The organism is Streptomyces albidus (ex Kaewkla and Franco 2022), from assembly GCF_013870515.1.
Lineage (GTDB): Bacteria > Actinomycetota > Actinomycetes > Streptomycetales > Streptomycetaceae > Streptomyces > Streptomyces albidus.
Map to the genome: position 1 here is coordinate 1 of NZ_JACBXA010000070.1, position 23,293 is coordinate 23,293.

Sequence of the window (23,293 nt, forward strand, 5' to 3'; positions counted from 1 at the left end):
CATCGGGTGAGCGCGCCCGGCGGCCCGTGCGAGACGTTCCGAGAGGCCGTGGACGCGCTCCTCGGGCACCTCGCCGTAGAAGGCGAGGGTGATGTGCCAGTTGGCCACGTCGGTCCAGCGGAGCCCGGCTGCACCGTCCAGCGCTTGCAACTCCTTGACGGCGTCGCCGAGTTGGCCCGGCCCTTCGAGCACGTGGCCGGGCGGGAGGATGGCCGTGAAGAGTCTCATGCGGCAAGGATGCCGTGCCCGGCGGCAAGGGTGGGGAGTGCCGGTCGAAGACCGGTCCGCAGCTTCTAGAGGAAGCGGCGGATCGGCCGGGTGGCCGACTGCTGCACCCGTCGCGCGACGGACCGGCGCTTCCAGGCCTCCGCCGTGATCGCGGTACTGGAGGCGAGGTCCTCCGTGAAGTGCCGGTCCAGCGTCTGTGTGAGCGTCTCGTCCATGACGGCGAGCATGACCTCCTCGTCGTGGTCGAGGGAGCGTCGGTTGATGTTGGTGGATCCGACCAGCGACACCACACGGTCCACTGTGATGATCTTGGTGTGCAGCATCGTCGGCTGGTACTGCCACACCCGTACGCCCGCGTCGAGCAGATCGGCGTAGTACCGCTCCCCGGCCATCAGGGAGACCCGCTTGTCCGTGTACGGACCGGGCAGCACGATGTCCACGGCGACGCCGCGGCGCGCGGTGGCGCACAGCAGCTCGGTGAAGAAGTCGTCCGGCGCGAAGTACGCGGAGGCCATGCGGACCCGCTCCTGCGCCGACTCCAGCACGACGCGCAGCAGGGTCTGCATGTCCTGCCAACCGAAGCTGGCGGAACCGCGCACCACCTGCACGACGGCCGTCCCCGTCGCCTCCTGCTCGATGAACCGGTCCCTGTCGTCGAAGAGTTCACGGTGGCACTCGGCCCAGTTCTGGGCGAAGGCCGCGCTCACCCCGTCGACGGCGGGGCCCCTCACCCGGATGTGGGTGTCACGCCATTCGCCCTCGTGCCGGGCGTCGCCGCACCACTCCTCGGCAATGCCCACCCCGCCGGTGAACGCGACGGACTCGTCGACGACCAGCACCTTGCGGTGGCACCGGTGGTTCTGCTTCACCGGCGAACTCCACAGCGGTTTGCGGAACCACACCACCTGTACGCCCGCGTCCGCCATGTCGTCGAGCAGCCGCTCCTCTATCGGCCGGCTGCCGAACCCGTCGAGCAGCAGCCGTACGCGCAGCCCCTGCCGGGCGCGGTCGGCAAGGGCGCGGGCGAACTCGTGGGCGATCTCCCCCCGCCAGTACACGAACGTCATCATGTCGATCGTGTGGCTGGCGGAACGGATCGCCTCCAGCATCGCCGGGAAGATCTCGTCCCCGTTCCGCAGGACGTCCAGCTGGTTGCCCTCGGTCGCGGCGATGCCGATGAGCCTCTCGAGCCGCCTGCGTATCAGGTGCTTGCGCTCGGCGGACTCCGCCGCGGTGAGAGGAGCGTCGTCGGCGGGGGACGACTCGGTGAGACTCATGGCCGTCACCTTAGAGGTGCTCCCTCAAGCAGAGGTGGTCAGGCGGTCACGCTCGTGTGAATGTGCCCCGTCACGGTCGGCCTTGTCCTCCTCGTCCGCCTTCGCGGGCTCCTCCCGAGGCACGAACACCAGGTGCCGGTGCCCGCGACGCAGGTCGACGCGGAGCCGCAGACCGCCCGCGCGGGCCAGCGCCAGGCCGACACCCACGGCGATGACCGCCGAGATCAGACCACCGGAGAGGAAGCCGACGCGTGCACCGAAGGTGTCGGTGACCCAGCCCATGACCGGCCCGCCGATGGGCGTACCGCCGACGAAGACCATCATGTAGAGGCTCATCACCCTGCCCCGCATCGTCGGGTCCGACGCCAGCTGGACGCTCGCGTTGGCGGTGACGTTGAAGGTCAGACCCATGATTCCGATGGGCGCCATCAGCGCGGCGAAGAGCCAGAAGGACGGCGTGAGCGCCGCGACCGTCTCCAGCACCCCGAAGAGCAGCGCCGCCCCCACCATCAGCCGCATACGGGAGGTGCCCCGCCTTGCGGAGAGCAGCGCGCCCGCCACGGAGCCGACGGCCATGAGGGTGTTGAGCAGCCCGTACGTGCCGGCACCCTCATCGAAGACCTTGTCCGTGAAGGCCGTGAGCCAGATCGGGAAGTTGAAGCCGAAGGTGCCGATGAAGCCGACGAGGACGATGGGCCACATCAGCTCGGGGTTGCTGCGCACGTAGCTCAGTCCCTCACGCAGCTGGCCCTTGCCGCGCGGTGCGCGTTCGGCACGGTGCAGCTCTCCGGTGCGTATCAGCAGCAGGCCCGCGAGCGGGGCGAGGAAGGAGAGGCCGTTGAAGAGGAACGCCCAGCCGCTGCCGACCGCGGAGATCAGCACACCGGCGATCGCGGGGCCGACGAGGCGGGCGCTCTGGAAGTTCGCCGAGTTGAGCGAGACCGCGTTGCGAATCTGATCGGGGCCGACCATCTCGGAGACGAAGGTCTGCCGGGTCGGGTTGTCGAACACGGTGGCCACGCCGAGCACGAAGGCGAGCACGTAGACGTGCACGACGTGCACGTTGCCGCTGAGCGTGAGCGCTGCCAGCGCGAGCCCCGTCACGGCCATGACCGACTGGGTGAGCAACAGCAGCTTGCGCTTGTCGCAGCGGTCGGCCAGAACACCGCCGTAGAGCCCGAAGAGCAGCATGGGAAGGAACTGCAGCGCCGTGGTGATGCCGACGGCGGTCGCCGATCCGGTGAGGCTGAGCACCAGCCAGTCCTGCGCGATGCGCTGCATCCACGTCCCCGTGTTGGAGACGGCCTGGCCCATGGCGAAGAGGCGGTAGTTGCGGATGCGCAGCGAACTGAACATCGACGGCCGGGAGGCGGATGTCGCCCCCGGGTTCTGCTTGTCGGTTGCGGTCTTGTCATCAGGTGCGGGTGCGGAATGTGCTCCGTTTCCCGTACTCAAACGGGTCGCCTCCTCGTCTTTCGTCTGTCTCTCGTCCGGTTTTCGTCTCGCTCCCTCTCGGGGGCCGCGCCCTACGAGTGCGCCAGCTTCTCCAGCACGGGTGCCGCCGCACGCAACCGTGCCCATTCGTCCTCGTCGAGCTGACCGGCCAGGTCTGCCAGCCAGGCGTTCCGCTTCTCGCGGCTGGCGGCGAGCATCGACTCGGCCTGCTCGGTCTGCGTCACCGTCTTCTGGCGGCGGTCGTCGGGGTGCGGCTCCAGACGGACCAGCCCCTTGGCCTCCAACATCGCGACGATACGTGTCATCGACGGGGGCTGCACATGCTCTTTTCGGGCCAGCTCGCTGGGTGTGGCCGAGCCGCATCGGGCGAGCGTGCCGAGCACCGACATCTCCGTCGGGCTCAGCGACTCGTCCACCCGCTGGTGCTTGAGGCGCCTCGAAAGTCGCATGACGGCGGTGCGCAGTGCGTTCACAGCGGCCATGTCGAGATCACTGTCCGCGGCAGGGGTGGCGCCGCGCTCGGACGGTTCCGGCATGTTGTTAGCGTAACTCATTACCCACTCTAAAGAACAGGCGGCAGAGGCGTCACGCATTGTCTGTCGAGTCACACATACGAGTGAGTTCGCACGGAAATCTGACGCATCACCCCCGGCCCGACCGGGACCGTGGACGCATGACTTCGATGACCTCGAAGGTGCTCAGCCTGCGCATGGACAGCGAGCTGTTCGCCCGGCTGCACGACCACGCGGCCAAGCGCGGGATGAGCGTCCAGGACTATGTGATCAGCACGCTCGTGCGTGACGACTTCGACGAACGCTTCAAGGCCTCCGTCGAGGAGACGGAGCGCTTCTACGGCTCGACGGACCGCTCCGTCCGCGGGGGCGGCCAGGCCGGCGCCGCCGCGAGAAGCAGCGCGGGCGGCGCCCCGATACGGGACGAGGCGCCCACCTCCACGACCTCGCAGGGCACGGTGGCCACCTCCTGGCCGTGACCGTCCGGGCCGCCGGCCGCCACTCCCCTGGCGCCGGCGGCACGGTTCAACCCCCCGCCTCAGCCGTCACTTGACGCCGAGTGCCTGCTCGATCGGGTCGAGCATGAAGTAGACGAGGAAGCAGGCGCCGACGACGTTCAGCAGCCACGGCACCTCACGGATGCGCCCGGTCGCCGTCTTCAGCAGGATGAAGGCCAGCACGCCCAGCCCGATGCCGTTGGTGATGCTGTACGTGAAGGGCATCGAGACCATCGTCAGGAACGCGGGCACGGCGATGGTGGCGTCGCTCCAGTCGATCGAGCCGACGTTCGAAGCCATGATCAGGAAGCCGACCACGACCAGGGCCGGGGTCGCGGCCTGCGAGGGCACGATGGTCGCCAGCGGCGTAAGGACGAGAGCGAGCAGGAAGAGCCCGCCGGTCATCAGGTTGGCGAGGCCCGTACGGGCACCCTCCCCGACGCCCGCCGTGGACTCCACGAAGCAGGTGTTGGCCGAGGCGGAGCCGAAGCCCCCGCCCGCGACGGCGACGCCGTCGACCATCAGGATCCGCCCCATGCCGGGCAGCTGACCGTTCTCGTCGGTGAGCCCGGATTCCTCACCCACGCCGATGATGGTGCCCATCGCGTCGAAGAAGCCCGACAGCAGCACGGTGAAGACGAAGAGGCAGCCGGTCAGCACGCCGACCTCTTCGAAGCCTCCGAACAGGCTGACCTGCCCGACCAGCCCGAAGTCCGGAGTGCTGACGACGGAGTCGGGGACGTTGGGCACGGCCAGGCCCCACTGGGCGTCGGGAATCTCCGCGACGGCGTTGATGACGATCGCGACGACCGTCATGGCGACGATGCCGATGAGGATCGCACCCTTGGTCTTGCGCACGATCAGGAAGAACATCAGCGCCACCCCGAGCACGAAGACCAGCACGGGCCAGCCCTTCAGCTGCCCCGCCTGGCCGAGACCGAGGGGGACGGTGGTGTTCGCGGAGTCGGGGTTGCGCGTGACGAAGCCGGAGTCGACGAGGCCGATCAGCGCGATGAAGAGGCCGATGCCGATCGCAATCGCGCGGCGCATGCCGTTCGGGATGGCGTCCATCACGCGCTGCCGGAGGCCCGAGGCGACGAGGATCATGAGCACGAGGCCCGCCAGCACCACCATGCCCATGGCGTCCGGCCAGCTCATCTTCGGCGCGAGCTGCAGTGCGACGACGGCGTTGATGCCGAGCCCGGCTGCCAGCGCGATCGGCACGTTGCCGATGACGCCCATCAGCACGGTCGTGATGCCCGCGATCAGTGCGGTGGCCGTCACGAGCTGCGCGTTGTCCAGGTGATGGCCGAACTTGTCCTGGCCCGAGGCCAGGATGATCGGATTCAGCACGACGATGTATGCCATCGCGAAGAACGTGGCCAATCCACCGCGCAGCTCCCGGCTGATCGTCGAGCCACGCTCGGATATGCGGAAGAAGCGGTCGACCGGGCTGGTGGCCGTGGAGGGCATGCGTGACCTCGATGGTGCGGTGCGGCCGGCAGCAGGGCGGGCCGATGTGCAGAAGCGGTACTGAATTGGACATGCGCCGATGGATTCCGGCCAGGCCAATTTGCATTCAGTATGAACAAACAGGTCGTTCCGACGCCATCTCCGCGCGTAGAGCCACCGGCCACAGGCGTCCGTACGGGCCTGGATAGGCTGTGCCCGACCTACGAGCCGACCTGCGAGCGCGAGAAGGAGCTGCGGCGATGGGCCTCATGGACCGATGGACCGACGGCAAGCGCGAGGCCCCCGAGCCGCTGGAGGGGCCGATCAGGGGCACGGTCATCGTCGGCATCGGCATCTGGCTCGTCCTCTTCCTCGCCCAACTCCCGTTCTACGACTGGTACCGGGACCACGGGCACGAGTGGTTCATCTGGACCTGCGCCGCCGGGGCCGGGCTCGGACTGCTCGGCCTCTGGTACGTACGGGTGCGCGACCGCGCCATCCAGCGCGACGCGGAGAAGGAAGCCGGACCGCCCGCCGCCTGAGATCCGCCTGCTTGACTTCAACGACGCTTGAAGTACGAGCGTGGTCAGTGCCCGCACGCCCGCGCGCACCACGCCCGGAGGCAAGCAGCCATGACCGTACGCACCACCCGCTACCCCGACCCCGCCCGTTCCGACATCGGCGCCACGCTCTTCAGCACGTGGAAGCTGCCGGACCCTGACGCCCGGCAGGCCGCGCTCGACGCGATCGCCCGGGTCTGGGAGCGGGACCCCTGGCCGGCTCCGGGCCTCCTCGGCTACTACGTCTACGAGGGAGAGGACGGCCGGACGCTGCTGCACCACTCGCAGTGGACCGGGGAGGACGCCTACGAGGACTTCGTCCGCCGCCACCGCCAGGCCCGGGTGGACGAGATCGACGCGGCCGCTCCCGGCATCGATCGCATCGGACTCGGCCGATACCGGCACTACCGCAGCGGCAGCCTCGACGCCGACGCTCGCGTGCCGGGGTGCGTCGTGACCGTCGACGTCGAGTTCGACGTCCCCGAGGGAGGGGACCCGAAGCTTCAACGGGCCTGGGTGGATGCGGTGTTCGAGGCGCTGGAGTCCGACCCGGCACCGCACCCGGGTGGCATCTCGGCCCACTTCCATCTGAGCACCGACGGCCGGAGCGTACTCAACTACGCCGAGTGGGAGAGCACACAGGCGCACATCGACGCACTGGAGTCCCCCGGGACGGGCATCGGCGGGCCGACTCCGCAGTGGCAGCGGGTGCAGAACTTCCCCGGGCTGAAGCAGAGTCACCTGCGCCGCCACACCCTTGCTCACGGGCTCCTCCCCGACTAGCGCAACGGCGCCGAAAGCCCAGTCCAGCGCGGGTGGATGAGTATGATCCGTCATCGGGCATATGCCCTGCGGCCCGCTGTGTCAGCGGCGCACTTCAGGCCACCCTGAGTCGAATTGGGGCAAGCATGGGCGACGCGGAGACACCGCATGCCGAGCTGGAACAGTTGCGCCGAGCCATGGAGACGCGGCCGGTCATCGACCAGGCGCACGGAGTCCTGATGGCCGCCTACCGCTGCGCGCCGTCAGCCGCGTGGGACGCCCTCGTCGCCGTCTCCCAGAACACGAACGTCAAGCTGCACAAGGTCGCAGCGGCACTGGTGGAGAGCACCCAGGGTGAACCGCTGCCGGAACCGTTCAGCTCCGCCCTCCGGGCGGCGCTGGGCGGCGCGTCCCCGACGCGGCGGTCCTCCGTCCCCGTCGCGGAGGCCTCCGGCAACGGCAGCTCGCCGCGCTCCGACTCGCCGACCGGACGGAACAAGTGAGGGCAAGGTTCGCTAAACGCCCGTAACGTCGGACGCATGACACAGCGGCCGGCCGGGCGGTCCGCTCCCGGCCGGGGGCGCGGACTCGATGCAGCGGAAGTTCAGGCGCGGATCGCCCGCGGCGAGATCAACGACGTACCCGCACGAAGCAGCCGCTCCGTCACGGACATCGTGCGCGCCAACGTCTTCACCCGCTTCAACGCCATCATCGGCGTGCTCTTCCTGATCATCCTCGTCGTCGGTCCGTTCCAGGACAGCCTCTTCGGCTTCGTGATCCTCGCGAACACCCTCATCGGCATCGTCCAGGAGCTGCGTGCCAAGCGGACCCTCGACAACCTCGGCGTGATCGGCGAGGCGAGGCCCACCGTCAGACGGGACGGGGCCTCCGTCGACCTCGCCACCCACGAGATCGTGCTCGGAGACCTCATCGAACTGGGACCGGGCGACAAGTGCGTGGTGGACGGAGAGATCGACGAGGCCGAGAGCCTGGAGATCGACGAGTCGCTGCTGACGGGTGAGGCAGACCCCGTGGTCAAGAGCCCCGGTGACCGGATCATGTCCGGCAGCTTCGTCGTCGCCGGCAGCGGCGCGTTCACCGCGACCCGGGTCGGGCGGGCCGCGTACGCCGCCCAGCTCGCGGAGGAGGCGTCCCGCTTCACACTGGTCCACTCCGAGCTGCGCAATGGCATCAACACCATCCTCAAGTACGTCACCTGGATGATCATCCCGACGGGCATCGGGCTGGTGCTCAGTCAACTCGTCGTCGCGCACAGCGACATCGAGGACGCGATCCGCCGCATGGTCGGCGGCATCGCACCGATGGTGCCGGAGGGGCTGGTGTTGCTGACCTCCATCGCCTTCGCCATCGGCGTCGTACGGCTCGGCCGCAAGCAGTGCCTCGTGCAGGAGCTGCCCGCCATCGAAGGGCTCGCCCGGGTGGACGTCGTCTGCCTCGACAAGACGGGCACGCTGACCGAGGGCGGAATGGACGTCGCCGAGGTGCGGGTCCTGCAGAACGGCTCGTCCGGCGGCGAACGGACGGGCCAGGCCTACGTCCAGCGCGTGCTCTCCGCTCTCGCCGCCGCCGATCCGCGCCCGAACGCCAGCATGCGGGCCATCGTCGAGGCGTACTCGCCCGACGGCTCGGGGCCCGACGGCTCGGGGCCCGACGGCGCCGAGGGTGCCTGGCGGACCGAGCAGTCGCTGCCCTTCTCCTCCGCCCGCAAGTACAGCGGCGCCACCATCGTCGAGCAGGACGGCACCAGCCGTACGTGGCTGCTGGGTGCCCCCGAGATCCTGCTGCCCCAGGGGCATTCCACGCTCGCGGAAGTCGACCGGCTCAGCCGCGAAGGGCTGCGCGTGCTGCTGCTGGCCGCCACGGACGGCGGCCCGGACGCGCCGGACGCCGCGGACGGGGCGAAGCCCGCCGCCCTGGTCGTACTGGAGCAGCGGCTGCGCCCGGACGCTGCCGACACACTGCGCTACTTCGCCGACCAGGACGTCACCGCGAAGGTCCTCTCCGGGGACAACGCGCTCTCGGTCGGCGCCGTCGCCGGCAAGCTGCGGCTTCCGGGCGCGCAGACCCCGGTGGACTCCCGCGGACTGCCCGAGGACGCCGAGGGGATGGTGCGCGCGATGGAGGGCGGCACCGTGTTCGGCAGGGTCTCGCCGAAGCAGAAGCAGACCATGGTCAGCTCACTCCAGGCGCACGGGCACCACGTCGCGATGACGGGGGACGGCGTCAACGACGTACTGGCCCTGAAGAACGCGGACATCGGCGTCGCCATGGGCACGGGCTCGGAGGCGACGCGGGCCGTCGCCCAGATCGTGCTGCTCGACGACAACTTCGCCGCGCTTCCCTCCGTCGTCGCCGAAGGCCGCCGGGTCATCGGCAACATCGAGCGCGTCGCCAACCTCTTCCTCACCAAGACCGTCTACTCCGTGCTGCTCGCGCTGCTGGTCATCGCCTGGCAGGTCCCCTACCCCTTCCTGCCACGCCATCTGACGCTGCTCTCCTCCCTCACCATCGGCATCCCCGCCTTCTTCCTCGCCCTTGCTCCCAACGGCGAGCGCGCCCGGCCGCACTTCGTGCGCAGGGTCATGCGGTACTCCGTACCGGCCGGGCTGATCGCGGGGACCGCCACCTTCGCCACGTACCTGCTGGCCCGTCACCACTACACCGGGCCCGGGGCGCTGGCCGCCGAGACGAGCGTGGCGACCTTGACCCTCTTCCTGATCGCGATGTGGGTGCTGGCGATCGTCGCCCGTCCGTACACGTGGTGGCGGGTCGCACTGGTGCTGACGATGGGGCTGGCCTTCCTGGCCGTACTGGCCACGCCTTCGCTCCAGGACTTCTTCGCGGTGAAGCTGGTCGACACGGTCATGCCGCTGACGGCGGTGGCCGTGGCCGTGGCGGCCGCAGCCGCGCTGGAGATCGCCTGGCGCCTCGTCGATCACCGCCCGGCCGCTCCGGAACGGCGTGCCGCGGGCAACGGGAGCTAGAAGGCGTACCAGCGCACGCCCGCGTCGCCTTCCCGCAGCGAAGCCACCCGGCGTCCGAACTCCCGGCGCGCCGCCGGATTCCCGGGTGCGTGCTGCGCCACCCACGCGCAGCTCGCCGTCTCCCGCGCGCCCCGCAGAACGGCACAGCCTGACCAGTCGCGCACGTCCCAGCCGTAGACGTCCACGAAGCCGGCGTAGGCGTCCTCGCCGAGTCCGTACCTCGCAAGGCTCAGCGCGAGGACCGTCAGGTCGTGCTCGCGCATGTCGTCGGAGAAGGTCTCCAGATCCAGCAGGCGGGGGCCGTCCGCACCGATGTGCACGTTGCGGGGCAGGGCGTCACCGTGCAGCGGGCCCGGCGGCAGGACGGGGGCCAGCTCGGCGACGGCGGCGACGAAGTCGTCGCGGCGGGCCCTCAGATAGGCCGCGTCCTCGGCGGGCACCGCGTCACCGGCCAGCCGCAGCCAGTTCTCGACGCCCGCCAGCAGATCGCGTCGGGGCAGGGGGAACGGTGCCGGAGGCAGGGCGTGCACGAGACGCAGCAGCCCGGCCAGATCGGCGGGCGTCGCCTCCCGCACGGGATCGGGAAGGCGCTGCCAGAAGGTGAGCGGATGCCCCTCGACCAGGGAGACCCCGGGGCGGGCGCTCCGTACCGCGGGCACGTCGTGGTCCTCAAGCCAGGAGGCGACACGCAGTTCACGCTCGGCACGCTCCCGGAGCCACGGTCCCCTGCCGATCCGCACCACGACGGGATCGGGTGCGTCCAGCGCGAAGACGGCGTTCTCACCGAGCGCGAGCAGCTCCGCGTCGCCGCCTCGCTCCCCGGCCGCATCGAGCAACGCCCGTGCCCGGCCCTGGGTCAAGGGCCGGGTGTGGCCCTCTTCTGTGCTCATCCACGCGAGGCTAGGGCCTGTCTGACCAATTGCGCCGTCCGCCGCAGGCGGTGCTAGCGGCGGATGGTGCGTGCAGCCGCAAGGCGGAGGATCGCCTCGTGGTGGGCTACTCGGTCGATCCGACAACTGGGGGCACCTCCCGCGAAGCGGGGGAGGATGTGCGTGCCCGTCGTCGCGAGCAAGGCGAGATTTGCCAGACAGGGCCTAGTCCAGCTCGAAAGTGCCGTACGTGGGCCGGCCCGACCACCTGTAGGTGTGGATCGCGACACCGGTGCTGGTCGTCGTGGAGCTCGTCAGGTCCATCGCTGTGGGCGACGCACCCTCCGCGAACAGCCGCCTCCCGGAGCCCAGTACGACCGGATAGACCAGCAGCCGGAGCTCGTCGATGAGGTCGTGCGCCAGCAGCGACTGGGCGAGCGCGCCGCTCCCGTGGATCTGGAGCTCACCGCCCGGCTGCTTCTTCAGCTCGGCGACCTGCTGCGGCACGTCACCGTTCAGCACGGTGGTGTTGTACCAGTCCGCCTTCTCCATAGTGGTCGAGGCCACGTACTTGGGCAGGGTGTTGAGCTTGGAGGCGATGGGGTCGTCCGGGTCGGTGACGCTGGGCCAGTGCGAGGCGAAGATCTCGTACGTACGGCGGCCGAGCAGGAAGCCGTCCGCCTCGGCGAAGCATCTGCTCATGAACGCGCCCATGTCCGCGTCGGCGTACGGAACAAGCCAGCCACCGTGCTCGAAGCCCCCGCTGGGGTCCTCCTTGGGGCCGCCCGGCGCCTGCATGACGCCGTCCAGTGTCAGGAAGGTGGTGAGCGTGAGTGAAGTCATGCAGGGCAGACCCCCGGGCGGCGGGGAACTCATCGGAGCGCCCCGCCGCCGGTGAATCAGTCGAACCAGCGTGCCCGTTCGAGCTCCGCCACCCGCTCCGGGTCCTCCAGCAGGGCCGCCACCTCGAAGCGGCGTCCCCAGTGGCCCGCGGTCCAGGCGAGGCCGGCGGCGACGCCCTCCAGGGTGGCCGCGTGCAGCACGCCGTCGGAGGTCCGGCGCCAGTCCACGTCGGTGCCGTCCACGACCAGCTCGTCGTGCTCGCGGTAGGTGCGAGGGGCGCCCGGGAGCAGAACCCGCACCGCTTCCGGCACCTCCCGTTCCGTGCCCTCGCCGGAGGCGGCCTTGTCGACCGCGCCCGGCACGACGTCGCTGAGCCGGCGCACGTCCAGCACGGCGGCCAGTCCTTCGGCGCGCGAAGGGGGCACGGGCAGCAGTGCCTGCTCGCCCGCGAGGGCGACCAGGTCGGGCGCGTCGGCGATCACGGCGTCGCCGGACGACCGGACCTCGACCGCGCCCGTGTCCGCGCGTACCGCGCACAACTCGTCGGGGAGCGTGACCTCGTCGGGGTCCAGCTCGGCCAACAAGCCGTACAGGCCGTGCAGTTGGGAGTGGGTGACCTCCGACTCCGGTTCGGTGAGCCGTCCGAGCAGTTCAGCGGCGCCGCCCGGCTCCTCCACCAGTGCGGCCGCGGAGGTACGGATGCCGAGCGCCCGCAGCACCTGTGCGTCGCCGAACCCGGAGGCGTCCGCCTCCTCGTACAGCCCGTCCAGCAGCGGATCGCCGCCGGCCGCGCGCAGACCGGCTGGACGGCGGCCCTCCAGCACGGGGTGACCGCGCAGCCACCACGCGGTGTACGGCCGTACGGTCTCCGTCACGCCGTCCGGAAGCAGCACCCGCACCGGCGCGGTCAGCGCGTCGCGAAGCGGCGGCTCGGCGAGCATCGCCAGCACCTCGGGCCAGCACTCGTCGTCGACGAGGTCCAGGTCCCGTACGGCCACCAGCTCGGACGCGACCGGCGGCACCGCCATCTCGCTCTCCGGAAGCTGGTCGAGCACGTCCTCGCACCAGACGTCGACCGCGTCCAGCAGACCGACGTCGTCCGGCTCGGCGAAGTCGCCCTCACGCGGCTCCAGTTCATCGGGATCGAGCACCACGTCGGTGGCCCGTACGAGTGCGAAGCGGGCCTGCACCCCGACTGCCGTCAGCGGCTGCTCGCCCCAGCGGTCAGCCAACTCCGCGTCGCAAGCGGCGAGTTCACCCTCACGGATGACCCGCTCGAAGGGGCTGCCCGGAAAGACGAGCTCGCCGGCGGGAGCCGGTTCCCCGTCCTCGTCGGGAAGAGCCAGCGCTCCCAGCCAGGGCTCGTCGCCGGGCGCGAGAGCGGCGTCCCGTACGAGCCCGAGCACGACCTCCGCCAACTCCTCGGCGTCCAGAGGGCCTTCACCCTCCTCGCCGAGTCCGTCGTCCCAGCGGTCCTCAGCGTCCAGCGAAGCAGCGACCGCCGCCCGCACCTGCGGCGTGCTCAGGACGGCGCGAGGCGTCGCGCTCGTCGCACCGAGCTTCTCCAGGAGCGGGTGAGCCGCCTCGGCGTGCGCGACCTTCAGGCCCAGCCGCGCCAACTGCCCGGCCCGCTCCTGCTCCAGAGACGGATCCGGCAGCGGCAGCAGCACATGCCGGGGCCCGACGGCGATCTGCGCGCCCGAGCCTCCGGAGCCACCGCCCGCCAGCGGGACGGGAAGACCGGTGAGGCGGTCGGGATCCACTCCGGCCAGCGAGTCGTACAGCCGCCGCCACCACTCCGGTGCCCGCTCCACCCCGGCAAGCCGGTCGATGACCTCACCGAGCGGCACCCGCCCGACTTCCAGCGCGCGCAGCTCCGTACGTCGCTCCAGCCCGGCGGGCAGCAGGCTGGGGAACAGCTCCGCCAGCACACCGACCGTGTCGGCCCCCGCGCCTTCCACGATCTCCGCCTCGCGGGGGCGCAGCACGACGGGCTCGCCCTCCTCGTCCGTACCGGCGCCCGCCAGGAACGGCACGCGCGGCAACCGCGAGAGGAGCAACTGGCGCAGCTCACCGTCGAGTTCGCTCTTCCCCAGCGGCCCGGGCACGAGACCGACCAGTTCCGTCGTCACGGGCCGCCAGTCGCGCAGCAGCCCGACATAGGCGTCCGCGGCCTTCTCCAGCAGGAAGTCGGTCAACGGGCCCGGCGCCACGTGCCGCCGCGTCGGCTCCAGCGGGAAACTCGCGATGAGCAGGGCCGGCAGGCCCAGCGGCTCGTCGGTGGGCGTCGGAGCGTGCACGCACGGCTCGGTCGGCGGCCGCGCAGGGCCACCCTCCTCCACCGGAACGGCCCAGGTCACCGACCAGGCGGGACGCATGCGCTCCTCGACCGGACGGTCGGCCAGCAGCTCTTCGGCCGCGATGCCGCTGTCACGGGTCACGCGCCAACGCCGGGCGCTGCGCGTGCCGTCGCCGTCCTCGTGCCTGATCTCGATGTACGGGCCGTCCACGTGCCGGGTCAGCGTCCTGGTCCCCACCTCGGGGGACTCCACGACGACCTCGGCGAGGCCGGGCAACGTCAGCAGCAAGGCGTCGTCGACGGCGGCCAGCTGCCGTTCCGCGAGTTCATGCGCGGCACTGTCGCGCAGCGGCAGCATCACGGCCGTCTCGTAACCCTCGGGCGCCGTGCCCTCCGCGGGCAACGGGAGCCGCAGCAGCGGAGCGTGGCCCTCCCGGCGGCGCAACTCCTCGCCGAGCGCGGGCACTTCGCGCGCCGCCTGGTTCACCAGCTCGCGCGCCTCGGTGAGCGACCATCGCACGCCGCCTGAACGGCCCACGACGGCAGGCTCGTCACTCACCGCGAGCACGGCGGAGAACCCGACGCCGAACCGGCCGACGGCCGCCGCGTCCTGCTCGTCCCGCTTCGCCGAAGCACGCAACGTCGAGAGGGACTCGACACCCGTCGCGTCCAACGGCGCGCCGCTGTTGGCGACGACGAGCACGCCGTCGCTGAGAGTGAGGCGGAGCCGCCCGGGTACGTCTGCGCGGGCGGCGGCGTCGGCGGCGTTCTGCGCCAACTCGATGACGAGGCGGTCCCGGTAGCCGCCGAGCGCCAGCTCCTGCTCGGCGTTGGCGTCCTCACGGAAACGGGCGGGTGAGGCTGTCCACGCGTCGAGCACACCCCGCCGCAGCCGTGCCGTTTCGAACACGTCCGCCTGCGATTCTCCCTGGCCCATCGCCGCCTCCTTCATCGTGCGCACCCCGCCCGGTGACGGTACGGCATGCGTGATCGGGGCTGCGCCCGCGGCTCTGCCGTGGTTCCGCTTGCCTGCCGCTCCGCGGGGGTTGGCCGGGTGCGCGTGCTCTTGGACCCGGGCCGGGTGCGTGCCACTCCGCGGGCAACTCCGGGACGGCATGATTTACGGCCCGACCCCCCGGAACAGGCCCTGTGTGCCTCTTACACGTCGGGCCGCAAATCACGCTTGAGTGTCCCGAAGTCACCCGCTGCGCGTCCCACCCCCTCCGACCGTTCGCGACTGCCCCTGGATCCGGCCCTGGCGCCGGAGAGACACCAGAAGGCGAATTGGCTCCGTCTGCACGGGGGCGAAAGCTCTTGGGACAGCCGCCCGACGGCATGAGGGGGTGGGACGCACAGGCGGTGGTTCCGGGACACTCAAGCATGATTTGTGGCCCGGCCAATACGAGGGCTACTGAAGCTTTCTGGTGGGCCGGGCCGTAAATCATGCCGTCCCGGAGCCGCCGCCGGAGCGGCACGCACCCGCACCCACCACGAACGGCAGGAGCACCCCGCCAACCCCGCGGAGCGGCAGCCGCCCCGACCCCGGCCACGGACCAGGTGCTAGGACAGCTCGTCCGCCTTCGTCTCGTCGATCACCGGGGGCGGCGGCTGGGGCGGCTTCGGCATCACCGCGGCCTCCGAGTGACCCCCGCACCCGTACGACAGCGACACCACGTGCCCGTCCGCCGGGCTGTACTCGTTCGCGCAGACCCCGAACGCCTGCCGCAGCGACCCCACCAGAGGCACGAGGAAGCCGCAGCTCACGCAACTCGCCGGCGCGGACTGGGCCATGGGCGTACGGGAGCCGTACTCGTCCTCCCAGCGGTCGGCAGCGGTGTGCAGCCCGTAGCGGGAGAGCACTCGGGGACGGGCCATGCCCATCTCGGCCGCGACGGCGGCGATCGTCCCGCGCTCCGGAGGTGACGCGACCTCACGCGGGGAACCCGGCTCCAGGTCCGCGTCCTCCGCCTCGGCCACCTCCCGCACTCCCGGAACCGCAACTCCCGAGGCGTCCGACAGCTCCGCGTCGTCCCCGAGAGGCGCCTTCGGCGGCAGGTTCTCGTCGCCCGCGTACCCGGGTTCCAGGCGGAGGTCCTCCGCGTCGGTCGGCAGCAGGTCGCCCGGGCCGAGGTCGCCGGGGCGCAGCCGCTCGTTCCAGGGGACCCATTCCGGCGCGAGGAGCGCGCTCGGACCGGGCAGCAGAACGGTTTCATCCAGAGTGACCGTCTTCGCCCGGGATGCCCGAGTCAGCGTCGCAGCCCAGCGCCAGCCGCGGTACGCGGACTCCAGGCACTCGAAGAAGTGTGTGACTACGCGGTCCCCGTCGGCCACCGCTTCCAGGTGTTCGCCGACCCTTCCGGGAGCGGCGGCAGCCTCGACGGCCTCGCGGGCGAACGCGACGGCTTCGACGCACAGCCGGTCCGGGGCGGGGGCGCGGCGGGTACGCGCGCTTCGCGTCGCGGCACTCATGAAGCACTCACAAGAATCGTCTCTCCTACGCCATAGCGCCGTTGTCGGCGTGCACTGCCGTACCGCGGCCCGTGGAGGGACGGGCGGGATGTGGACGGAGCGGGACCGGGGAGCCGCTGCGACGTCCGCGCCCGCTCGGGGCCGTGCGGAGCGCACCGCTGCCCCACGCTACCCCACAGATCGAACCGGAATGGCCGAGGGAGGCCCGCAGAGTTCGGCAGGGGGCGTCATCCGGCGTGGACTGCCCGCATCCAGCAGGCGTTGTGGGGCAAACTGAAGCTCGTGGCTGCCGAGCCCGGACGTGTGCGTCAAGCGCTTCGCGGAGCCGCGCGTGCCGTGCGACGGCCACCCGCGGCTGTCGCCCGTCGCCTCCGCCGCATCACGCACGCCGAAGGAGCGGGGGAATCCGGCCTCGGCAAGCTCATCGAGCTGCACGCGGTCAACTCCGCGGGCGACATGCTGATCACGGTCGCTCTCGCCTCGACGATCTTCTTCTCGGTCCCCACCGGTGAGGCCCGTGGCCGGGTGGCGCTCTATCTCCTCGTCACGATGGCCCCGTTCGCGCTCCTGGCTCCCGTGATCGGGCCCTTGCTGGACAAGCTGCCGCACGGTCGGCGAGCCGCGATGGCGGCGTCGATGCTCGCTCGCGCGCTGCTCGCGCTGGCGATGGCGGGGGCGGTGGCCTCGGGGGCCCTGGAGCTGTATCCGGCGGCGCTGGCCGTGCTGGTGTCCTCGAAGGCGTACGGGGTGGTGCGCTCGGCTGTGGTCCCCCGTCTGCTGCCACGGGCGTTCTCGCTGGTGAAGGCGAACTCGCGCGTGACCCTCGCAGGGCTTCTCGCCACCGGTTTCGCGGCGCCCCTCGGCGCGGGGCTGCATCAGATCGGCTCGGCCTGGCCTCTGTACGGGGCCTTCGTCGTCTTCGTCCTGGGCACGTTCCTGTCCTTCTCGCTCCCGCACAAGGTCGACTCGGCCAAGGGCGAACGCAAGGCGCAACTGGCACCCGGCGTGGTCTCGCTGCGGAAAGTCGCGCGGGAGAAGCAGGACAACGCCGCCCGGGAGCGCCGGCCCGGGCTGAGCACCGTGGGCGCTTCCGTACGGAGCGCGCTGGTCGCCAACTCCGCGCTGCGCGGCCTCTCCGGCTTCCTCACGTTCTTCCTCGCCTTCCTCCTGCGCGACCAGCCGCTGAACGGTCTCGCGGGTGCGCTCTCGCTCGCGCTGGTGGCCGTCGCGGCCGGTGGCGGGAACGCGCTGGGCACGGCGATCGGCGCGTGGCTCAAGGCCCGCGGCCCCGAAGTGATCATCGCGGTCGTGCTGGCGTGCGCCCTGGCGGCGACCATCACCGCGTCAGCGCTCTACGGGACGCTCACGCTCGCCGCCGTCGCCACCACCGCCGGCATCTCGCAGGCGCTCGGCAAGCTGTCCCTGGACGCCCTGATCCAGCGGGACGTGCCCGAGGAGGTGCGCACTTCGGCCTTCGCGCGCTCGGAGACGCTGATGCAGATGTCGTGGGTGGTGGGCGGGGGTCTCGGCATCTCGCTGCCGCTCATCGGCCCGCTGGGGATGGGCGTGGGTTCGGTCGTGATCGCGGTGGGTGCGGCTCTGTCCGTACGCAACCTGCTGCGCGCCGCCCGTCACGGCACGCCCTACCCGCGCGTGGCCTGACCTGCACGGCCCGGTAGCCTGCCGCCATGAGTTACGCGATCTCCCGGCGGCGTCTGCGCACTTCCACCGCCATCGGTGCCGTCTCCCTCGGCCTTCTCGCTCTCTCGGGATGCGAGAAGCCGAGCCCGCTGGTGACCGCGACCGTCAACAGCGAGACGGTGACGGCTGAGGCGGCCTGCCACGCCGACGAGGGAAGCCTCCCGGGCGCCGAGGCCAAGAAGTGCCTCGGTGAGAAGGCCGAGAAGACAGTCGAGGTCGGGCCGGGCGACAAGTTCCGCCTCGGCGTCGAGCCGGACATGGCGGAGACCGGCTGGCTCTTCATCATCGACAACCGCCCCGTGCTGCCGGGCACCTCCAAGAAGACGTACTACACCTTCAACGGCGACTCCCTCTTCCAGCAGCAGGGCCAGAACGGCCAGGCGACGACGAAGAAGTCCGTGAAGGCGACCGTCGTGCAGATGGACGACGGCGAGTTCAAGGGCGTCTGGCACCTGAAGCTCAAGAAGACCGGCTGACCGTGCGGGTCCTGGTCGTCACCGCCGTCCCCGCCGAACGGGACGCTGTGACATCCGGGCTGAACGCCGAAGGCCCCCCGCAGACGCTCCGGCTTCCCGGCGGCTACGTCCTGCACCGCCCGGCCGCACCGCTCGTCCTCGACGTGGTCGCCGCCGGCGTCGGCCCTGCCGCCGCAGCAGCCGGGACGGCCACCGCGCTCACAGCCGCCTCCGCAGCGGACGCCCCCTACGACCTTGTCGTCTCGGCAGGCATCGCCGGCGGTCTCCAACAGCCGCTCGGCGGTGTGGTGGTCGCCTCCTCGATCGTCGCGGCAGACCTGGGTGCGATGACGCCGTCGGGCTTCGCCTCCGTCGGTGAACTCGGTTTCGGCACCGTGGAGCACGCCCCGCCAAAGCAGCTCGTACGGGACGTCGCGGAGGCCACAGGTGCCGCCGCCGGGCCCGTGCTCACCGTCTCGACGGTGACCGGAACGGCAGAGCGTGCAGAGGAGTTGGCTGCACGCCATCCCGGCGCCGTGGCCGAGGCGATGGAGGGTTTCGGCGTCGCGGAGGCCGCCGCCGCGCACGGGGCCGCCGTGCTGGAAGTGCGTACCGTCTCCAACTCCGTCGGGCCGCGCGAGCGTGCAGCCTGGCGGATTCCCGAGGCCCTGGCGGCTCTCGGGGGTGGCTTCGCCGCTCTGGTGCCCGTGCTGCGAGCATGGAAGCCATGAGCACGCACGGCCACGCCCAGTCCGAACGCCCGGTGAGCATCGCCTTCTCGCCGTGCCCCAACGACACGTTCGTCTTCGACGCCTGGGCGCACGGCCGCGTCCCCGGAGCGCCCGCGCTCGACGTGACCTTCGCCGACATCGACATCACCAACGGGATGGCGGAGCGCGGCGAGCTGGACGTCCTGAAGATCTCGTACGGGATGCTGCCGTGGGTGCTGGAGGAGTACGCGCTGCTCCCCTGCGGCGGTGCTCTGGGGCGCGGTTGCGGTCCCCTCGTGCTCACGAGCGGACCGATGGACCCCGCCGATCTGCGCGGCAGGACGGTCGCCGTGCCGAGCGAGCGCTCCACGGCCTACATGCTCTTCCGCCTCTGGGCGGCCGAGGAGGTCCCGGGCGACGTCGGCGAAGTCGTCGTGCTGCCCTTCCACGAGATCATGCCCGCGGTGAGGGACGGCAAGGTCGACGCCGGACTCGTGATCCACGAGGCCCGCTTCACGTACCAGGAGTACGGGCTGCACCGGCTGGCGGACATGGGCGAGCACTGGGAGCACACGACCGGGCTGCCCATCCCGCTGGGCGCCATCATCGCCCGCCGCTCACTGGGCGAGCCCATGCTGCGCGCACTGGCCGCTGCCGCGCGTGAATCGGTACGGATGGCCTGGGAGGACCCGGAGGCGTCACGTCCGTACGTACTCGAGCACGCGCAGGAGATGGACCCCGCGGTCGCCGATCAGCACATCGGGCTCTACGTCAACGAGTTCACCGCGGACCTCGGCGAGGACGGCCTCGCCGCGGTACGCGGACTCCTGACACGTGCGGCGGCGGAGGGACTTGTGCCTCCGCTCGCCGGCGACGCCCTCGCCTTCCCCTGAGGGTCAGACGTCCAACTGGTCCGCCACGGCGCGCAGCATGCCCGCGATCTTGTGGCCGTGCTGCCTGTCCGGGTAGCGGCCGCGCTCCAAGGACTGCGAGACGCCGTCGAGGAGAGTGGTGAGGTCCTGGACGATCGAGGCCAGCTCGTCGGGCTTGCGCCGCTGAGCCGCGGCTACCGAGGGGGCCGGGTCCAGCACGCTCACGGAGAGGGCCTGGTCGCCGCGCTGCCCGGCGACGACGCCGAACTCGACCTTCTGGCCGGGTTTCAACGCGTCCACTCCGCTGGGCAACACGGAGGAATGCACGAAGACATCGCCGCCGTCGTCGCGGGAGAGGAAGCCGAAGCCCTTCTCGCTGTTGAACCACTTGACCTTGCCGGTAGGCACGTCTGTCCTCGTCCTCGTACTGCCGGGCAGCCTCGGCTGCGTCCTGAAAGCTAGTGATCTCGTCCTGAATCCGGCTCCGAAGAGCACTTGAGCGGGTCCGATGACCCGCTCACCACCAAGGCTAATCCCCCCGGTGCCCGGCGACCTGGGTCCCCCCGGGCCCTTCAGGGCCCAGCGGGAGCCGCCGAGCGGTTCCTCCGTACAGTTGCCCACGGATCTACCCTGGCCACGTGAACACTGAAACGTCCCACGCCGGTGATCTTCTCGTACGAATCGGCGGCGTCGTCTTCCTCGTCGGCGCACTCGCCACGCTGGTCACCGTGGCCCCGCTCTTCCTCGGCACCGAACCCTTTCCGGCGCCCGCCTACTTCGTGTGCATGCTGATGGGAGTGGGGTTCGCGACGGCCGCTGCGGGGCTGGTCCGCTCGGCCGCGAGTCAGCGGCGCGAGGCGCGGTCCGCGCTGAACCCGCCGTCGTAGCCGAGGCAGCCGCGGAACCACTCGGGGAAGCCCGGCAGCCCTTCCGCAAGCACCACATCGGCACCGGCGGCGCTGAGTTCGGCCTCGCTGCACGGGCCTGTGGGCACGGCCACGGAGAGCACGGCTGCGGCCTTCGCGCCACGTACGTCGCCGACGTGGTCGCCGACGTACGCGCTCGCCCCGAACTCGCGCAGCGCCTCCGCCTTGGCCTCCGCCCACAGCCAGCCGATCACCGCGTCCGGCTCGATGCCGAGGTGTTCCAGATGCAGCTTCGCGTTCGGCTCGTGCTTGGCCGTGACGACGACCGCGCGGCCGCCCGCCTCACGTACGGCGTCCACTGCTTCGCGGGCGCCCGGCATGGCGCGGGTGGGCTCGATACCGTACGACGGGTACAGCTCGCGGTAGAGCTCGACCGCCCCGGCGATCTGGTCGTCGGGGAACCAGTGCGCCAACTCCTGCTCCAGCGGCGGCCCGAGGCGCGTGATCGTCGCGTCGGCGTCGATGTAGGTGCCGGTCTCGGCGGACAGCGCCACGTAGGTCGCGCGGATTCCCGGACGTGAGTCGATCAGCGTCATGTCGAGGTCGAAGCCGATGGTGGGACGGTGCGAGTGCGAAGCGTGCGGTGCCATGCCCAGCATTCTGCCTTGCCGCACGCCCGGCACCGGGGTCTGCCCCGGCGGCTCCGGCCCGCGGTGAAACCCGCCCCACGCGGGGGCGTGCGGCGCCGTCCGGCGGGTGAGCAGCCCTCCGCCTCGGCTCTGCGGTCACAGCTGCGTGCGCTGCTCGGAGCGTGGGTCGCTCACCAGGGTCCCGCTGTGGAGCACACCGTCCATGGCCTGACGGCGCCAGTGCTCGGTGGAGTCGTAGAGCGGTTCCTCGGTGTCGAGCGTGGAGATCAGAACGCCGGCCCGGTTGCGCGGCAGCCGTCCCGTGGTGACGCCGTCGGCGCGGACGAAGAAGGCGCCCCAACCGCTCTCTCGGGCCGAGGAGTTGGAGGAGCTGATCCAGACGTGGTTGGCCGCCGCCTCCGCCACCATCATGGCGGGCATGGTGATGCCGGGGTAGGTGCCGCCCGGGTTGAGGTGCAGCACGTCCTCCCCGACGGCTGCCCGGATGGCGGCGACCTTCTCCGGCGACATGCTCGCCGCGTGGTAGCTGTGGAGGACCAGTTGGACGTCCTGCCGCTTGAGCTCCCGGTACAGCTCCGGGTACCGGAAGTCGTAGCAGATCTGCGTGCCGCACCGGACTCCGTTGACGGTGAAGACAGTTGAGTGGTCACCGGGCGAGTAGTGCGCCAGGTCGCCTGTGCGCCCTTCGGGGTCGCCGGAGCAGAACCGCTTGTCGTACCGGTCGACGATGCGGCCGTTCCCGTCGATGACGTAGAGGCTGTTGTGCGGCTTGTGATCCCCGGTCAGGCGGTGCGTGGACCCGAGGACGACCCAGATGCCCAGCTCCGCCGCGAGGGCCATGACGCGGCGGGTGAGGGATTCGAGCAACTCCCAGTCGAACCCGTCGTAGTTGTCGAAGTTGGCGCCCGCGTAACCCGACAGGCCCGCTTCGGGGAAGTGCGCGACGTCCGCACCCCGCTCCTTGGCCCGACCGCATCTGCCGCATGACGTGACGGCTGTTGCCCTCGACATCGGCTCTCACCGGGAACTGGCACGTCGCCACCGTCAGCCTGGCCATGGGCCGAAGCGTCGCACGGGGTCCGTGGCCCCGGCATCTGGATTCCGGGCGGGGGCCGGGTCCTCACGAGGGCGGCATCGCGTCGCCCTCCCAGAAGTACCAGCGGTACCCCCACGGGTCGGTCACGTGGATCGTGCGGGGTCCGTACGGCTCGTCCTTCGGCGGCTCCAGATCCACCCCGGCACCCGTGATGCGCTCGAACTGCGCCTCGATGTCGTCGACATGGACGATGAGCAGTGCCCCGCCGCCCTCGTCGGCCCCCGGTGCCCGCCCGGTGAGCATGACGCGCGCGGACGGGCCCACGCGGATCTCCGCCTCCTCCACGCGGCCGTCGAGTCCCTCGTACCGGGTGTCGGGGCCGAAGCCCAGCTTCTCCGTCAGCCAGTCGAGGGCGGCTGCCGCGTCCTCGTAGTACAGGTACGGCGTGACACCGGTGAAGGTCATCGCACTGTCCTCTCGGTGGACGGCTCCCGGCGGGAGGGGAGAACCCACGCTGTTCCCCGTCCGGCCTGGATCAGGCCTCCGACCTCGGCGTACTCAGGCCTTCGGCCGCCGGGCACGCCACACGAGGAAGAGAGCGCTGGCGACGGCCGCGACCCGCAGCAGCACCGGTCCGGCCCCGGTCAGCGCCTGCTGGAGGCCGTCCCCGCCCTGAGCGATGGGGTCACCCCACCGGCCGTCGATCCGGCCCCACAGCCATACGATCGCGCCGCCCGCGACGAGCCCGGGCATGCCCGCGGCGGCCCACTTGGCC

General features: G+C 71.0%; 23 protein-coding genes and 1 pseudogene. 10 read left to right on the forward strand and 14 right to left on the reverse strand.

Features of this window, described 5'->3' with window-relative positions; genetic code table 11:
- The 4 genes from H5J26_RS13465 to H5J26_RS13480 form a co-directional block, all read right to left on the reverse strand.
- A partial coding sequence (locus H5J26_RS13465) for a 2'-5' RNA ligase family protein (protein WP_303647147.1) occupies positions 1-228 on the reverse strand: 228 nt, incomplete at its 3' end.
- A 65-nt stretch (positions 229-293) separates the two neighbouring features.
- The gene (locus H5J26_RS13470; RefSeq protein WP_181766066.1) at positions 294-1,505 is read right to left on the reverse strand and encodes a phospholipase D-like domain-containing protein; all 1,212 of its coding nucleotides are present in this window, start codon (positions 1,503-1,505) and stop codon (positions 294-296) included.
- Between the two features lie 24 nt (positions 1,506-1,529).
- Positions 1,530-2,960 carry an MFS transporter gene (locus H5J26_RS13475; protein ID WP_181766067.1) on the reverse strand — a complete coding sequence of 477 codons (1,431 nt, stop codon included), beginning with the start codon at positions 2,958-2,960 and terminating at the stop codon, positions 1,530-1,532.
- 71 nt (positions 2,961-3,031) lie between these two features.
- The gene (locus H5J26_RS13480; RefSeq protein ID WP_181766068.1) at positions 3,032-3,496 is read right to left on the reverse strand and encodes a MarR family winged helix-turn-helix transcriptional regulator; all 465 of its coding nucleotides are present in this window, start codon (positions 3,494-3,496) and stop codon (positions 3,032-3,034) included.
- A 137-nt stretch (positions 3,497-3,633) separates the two neighbouring features.
- On the opposite strand from H5J26_RS13480, the gene H5J26_RS13485 reads away from it, so the two are divergent.
- Entirely contained in the window at positions 3,634-3,951 is a 318-nt protein-coding gene (locus tag H5J26_RS13485) for a hypothetical protein (RefSeq protein WP_181766086.1), read from the forward strand.
- 66 nt (positions 3,952-4,017) lie between these two features.
- On the opposite strand, the gene H5J26_RS13490 is transcribed toward H5J26_RS13485, so the two are convergent.
- Positions 4,018-5,442 (reverse strand): NCS2 family permease, encoded by a 1,425-nt coding sequence (locus H5J26_RS13490; protein WP_181766069.1) that lies wholly within the window; start codon positions 5,440-5,442, stop codon positions 4,018-4,020.
- Positions 5,443-5,690: 248 nt separating this feature from the next.
- On the opposite strand from H5J26_RS13490, the gene H5J26_RS13495 reads away from it, so the two are divergent.
- The 4 genes from H5J26_RS13495 to H5J26_RS13510 all read left to right on the forward strand — a co-directional run bounded on the left by H5J26_RS13495 (position 5,691) and on the right by H5J26_RS13510 (position 9,748).
- Positions 5,691-5,963 carry a DUF2530 domain-containing protein gene (locus H5J26_RS13495; RefSeq protein ID WP_181766083.1) on the forward strand — a complete coding sequence of 91 codons (273 nt, stop codon included), beginning with the start codon at positions 5,691-5,693 and terminating at the stop codon, positions 5,961-5,963.
- Between the two features lie 90 nt (positions 5,964-6,053).
- A complete protein-coding gene (locus H5J26_RS13500) occupies positions 6,054-6,764 on the forward strand; it encodes an antibiotic biosynthesis monooxygenase (protein ID WP_181766070.1) in 711 nt (236 codons plus the stop codon).
- Positions 6,765-6,889: 125 nt separating this feature from the next.
- On the forward strand, positions 6,890-7,246 hold the full coding sequence (locus tag H5J26_RS13505) for an ANTAR domain-containing protein (RefSeq protein WP_181766071.1): 357 nt from the start codon (positions 6,890-6,892) through the stop codon (positions 7,244-7,246).
- Positions 7,247-7,282: 36 nt separating this feature from the next.
- Positions 7,283-9,748: an HAD-IC family P-type ATPase gene (locus H5J26_RS13510; RefSeq protein WP_181766072.1), complete on the forward strand. Its 2,466-nt coding sequence runs from the start codon at positions 7,283-7,285 to the stop codon at positions 9,746-9,748.
- Here H5J26_RS13510 and H5J26_RS13515 read toward each other — a convergent pair.
- The 4 genes from H5J26_RS13515 to H5J26_RS13530 all read right to left on the reverse strand — a co-directional run bounded on the left by H5J26_RS13515 (position 9,745) and on the right by H5J26_RS13530 (position 16,228).
- Positions 9,745-10,638: an aminoglycoside phosphotransferase family protein gene (locus H5J26_RS13515; RefSeq protein WP_181766073.1), complete on the reverse strand. Its 894-nt coding sequence runs from the start codon at positions 10,636-10,638 to the stop codon at positions 9,745-9,747. The two genes, H5J26_RS13510 and H5J26_RS13515, sit on opposite strands and share 4 nt — an antisense overlap.
- 204 nt (positions 10,639-10,842) lie before the next feature.
- The gene (locus H5J26_RS13520; RefSeq protein ID WP_181766074.1) at positions 10,843-11,460 is read right to left on the reverse strand and encodes a dihydrofolate reductase family protein; all 618 of its coding nucleotides are present in this window, start codon (positions 11,458-11,460) and stop codon (positions 10,843-10,845) included.
- A gap of 56 nt (positions 11,461-11,516) precedes the next feature.
- A complete protein-coding gene (locus H5J26_RS13525; protein WP_181766075.1) occupies positions 11,517-14,696 on the reverse strand; it encodes a sacsin N-terminal ATP-binding-like domain-containing protein in 3,180 nt (1,059 codons plus the stop codon).
- A gap of 623 nt (positions 14,697-15,319) precedes the next feature.
- Complete coding sequence (locus tag H5J26_RS13530) at positions 15,320-16,228, reverse strand: DUF3027 domain-containing protein (RefSeq protein WP_181766076.1); 909 nt, start codon at positions 16,226-16,228, stop codon at positions 15,320-15,322.
- 273 nt (positions 16,229-16,501) lie between these two features.
- Between H5J26_RS13530 and H5J26_RS13535 the strand changes: the two genes are divergently transcribed.
- The 4 genes from H5J26_RS13535 to H5J26_RS13550 are packed head-to-tail and all read left to right on the forward strand — an operon-like array spanning position 16,502 to position 19,987.
- On the forward strand, positions 16,502-17,890 hold the full coding sequence (locus H5J26_RS13535; protein ID WP_181766084.1) for an MFS transporter: 1,389 nt from the start codon (positions 16,502-16,504) through the stop codon (positions 17,888-17,890).
- A gap of 26 nt (positions 17,891-17,916) precedes the next feature.
- Positions 17,917-18,405, forward strand: coding sequence for a DUF2771 domain-containing protein (locus H5J26_RS13540; protein ID WP_181766077.1), 489 nt, complete (start codon positions 17,917-17,919; stop codon positions 18,403-18,405).
- Between the two features lie 2 nt (positions 18,406-18,407).
- Positions 18,408-19,115 (forward strand): futalosine hydrolase, encoded by a 708-nt coding sequence (locus tag H5J26_RS13545; protein WP_181766078.1) that lies wholly within the window; start codon positions 18,408-18,410, stop codon positions 19,113-19,115.
- Entirely contained in the window at positions 19,112-19,987 is an 876-nt protein-coding gene (locus tag H5J26_RS13550; protein WP_181766079.1) for a 1,4-dihydroxy-6-naphthoate synthase, read from the forward strand. Before H5J26_RS13545 ends, H5J26_RS13550 begins: the two co-directional genes overlap by 4 nt.
- Before the next feature lie 3 nt (positions 19,988-19,990).
- Here the strand turns inward: H5J26_RS13550 and H5J26_RS32130 are convergent, their stop codons facing one another.
- The gene (locus H5J26_RS32130; RefSeq protein ID WP_181766080.1) at positions 19,991-20,374 is read right to left on the reverse strand and encodes a cold-shock protein; all 384 of its coding nucleotides are present in this window, start codon (positions 20,372-20,374) and stop codon (positions 19,991-19,993) included.
- 230 nt (positions 20,375-20,604) lie between these two features.
- Between H5J26_RS32130 and H5J26_RS13560 the strand changes: the two genes are divergently transcribed.
- The gene (locus H5J26_RS13560; protein WP_181766081.1) at positions 20,605-20,853 is read left to right on the forward strand and encodes a hypothetical protein; all 249 of its coding nucleotides are present in this window, start codon (positions 20,605-20,607) and stop codon (positions 20,851-20,853) included.
- On the opposite strand, the gene H5J26_RS13565 is transcribed toward H5J26_RS13560, so the two are convergent.
- The 4 genes and pseudogenes from H5J26_RS13565 to H5J26_RS13580 form a co-directional block, all read right to left on the reverse strand.
- The gene (locus H5J26_RS13565; RefSeq protein ID WP_181766085.1) at positions 20,811-21,491 is read right to left on the reverse strand and encodes an HAD family hydrolase; all 681 of its coding nucleotides are present in this window, start codon (positions 21,489-21,491) and stop codon (positions 20,811-20,813) included. The two genes, H5J26_RS13560 and H5J26_RS13565, sit on opposite strands and share 43 nt — an antisense overlap.
- A gap of 126 nt (positions 21,492-21,617) precedes the next feature.
- Positions 21,618-22,493, reverse strand: coding sequence for a carbon-nitrogen hydrolase family protein (locus H5J26_RS13570; RefSeq protein WP_210771300.1), 876 nt, complete (start codon positions 22,491-22,493; stop codon positions 21,618-21,620).
- Between the two features lie 109 nt (positions 22,494-22,602).
- On the reverse strand, positions 22,603-22,983 hold the full coding sequence (locus H5J26_RS13575; RefSeq protein WP_181766082.1) for a VOC family protein: 381 nt from the start codon (positions 22,981-22,983) through the stop codon (positions 22,603-22,605).
- A 93-nt stretch (positions 22,984-23,076) separates the two neighbouring features.
- Positions 23,077-23,293, reverse strand: a pseudogene (locus H5J26_RS13580) (hypothetical protein); the annotation flags it as partial.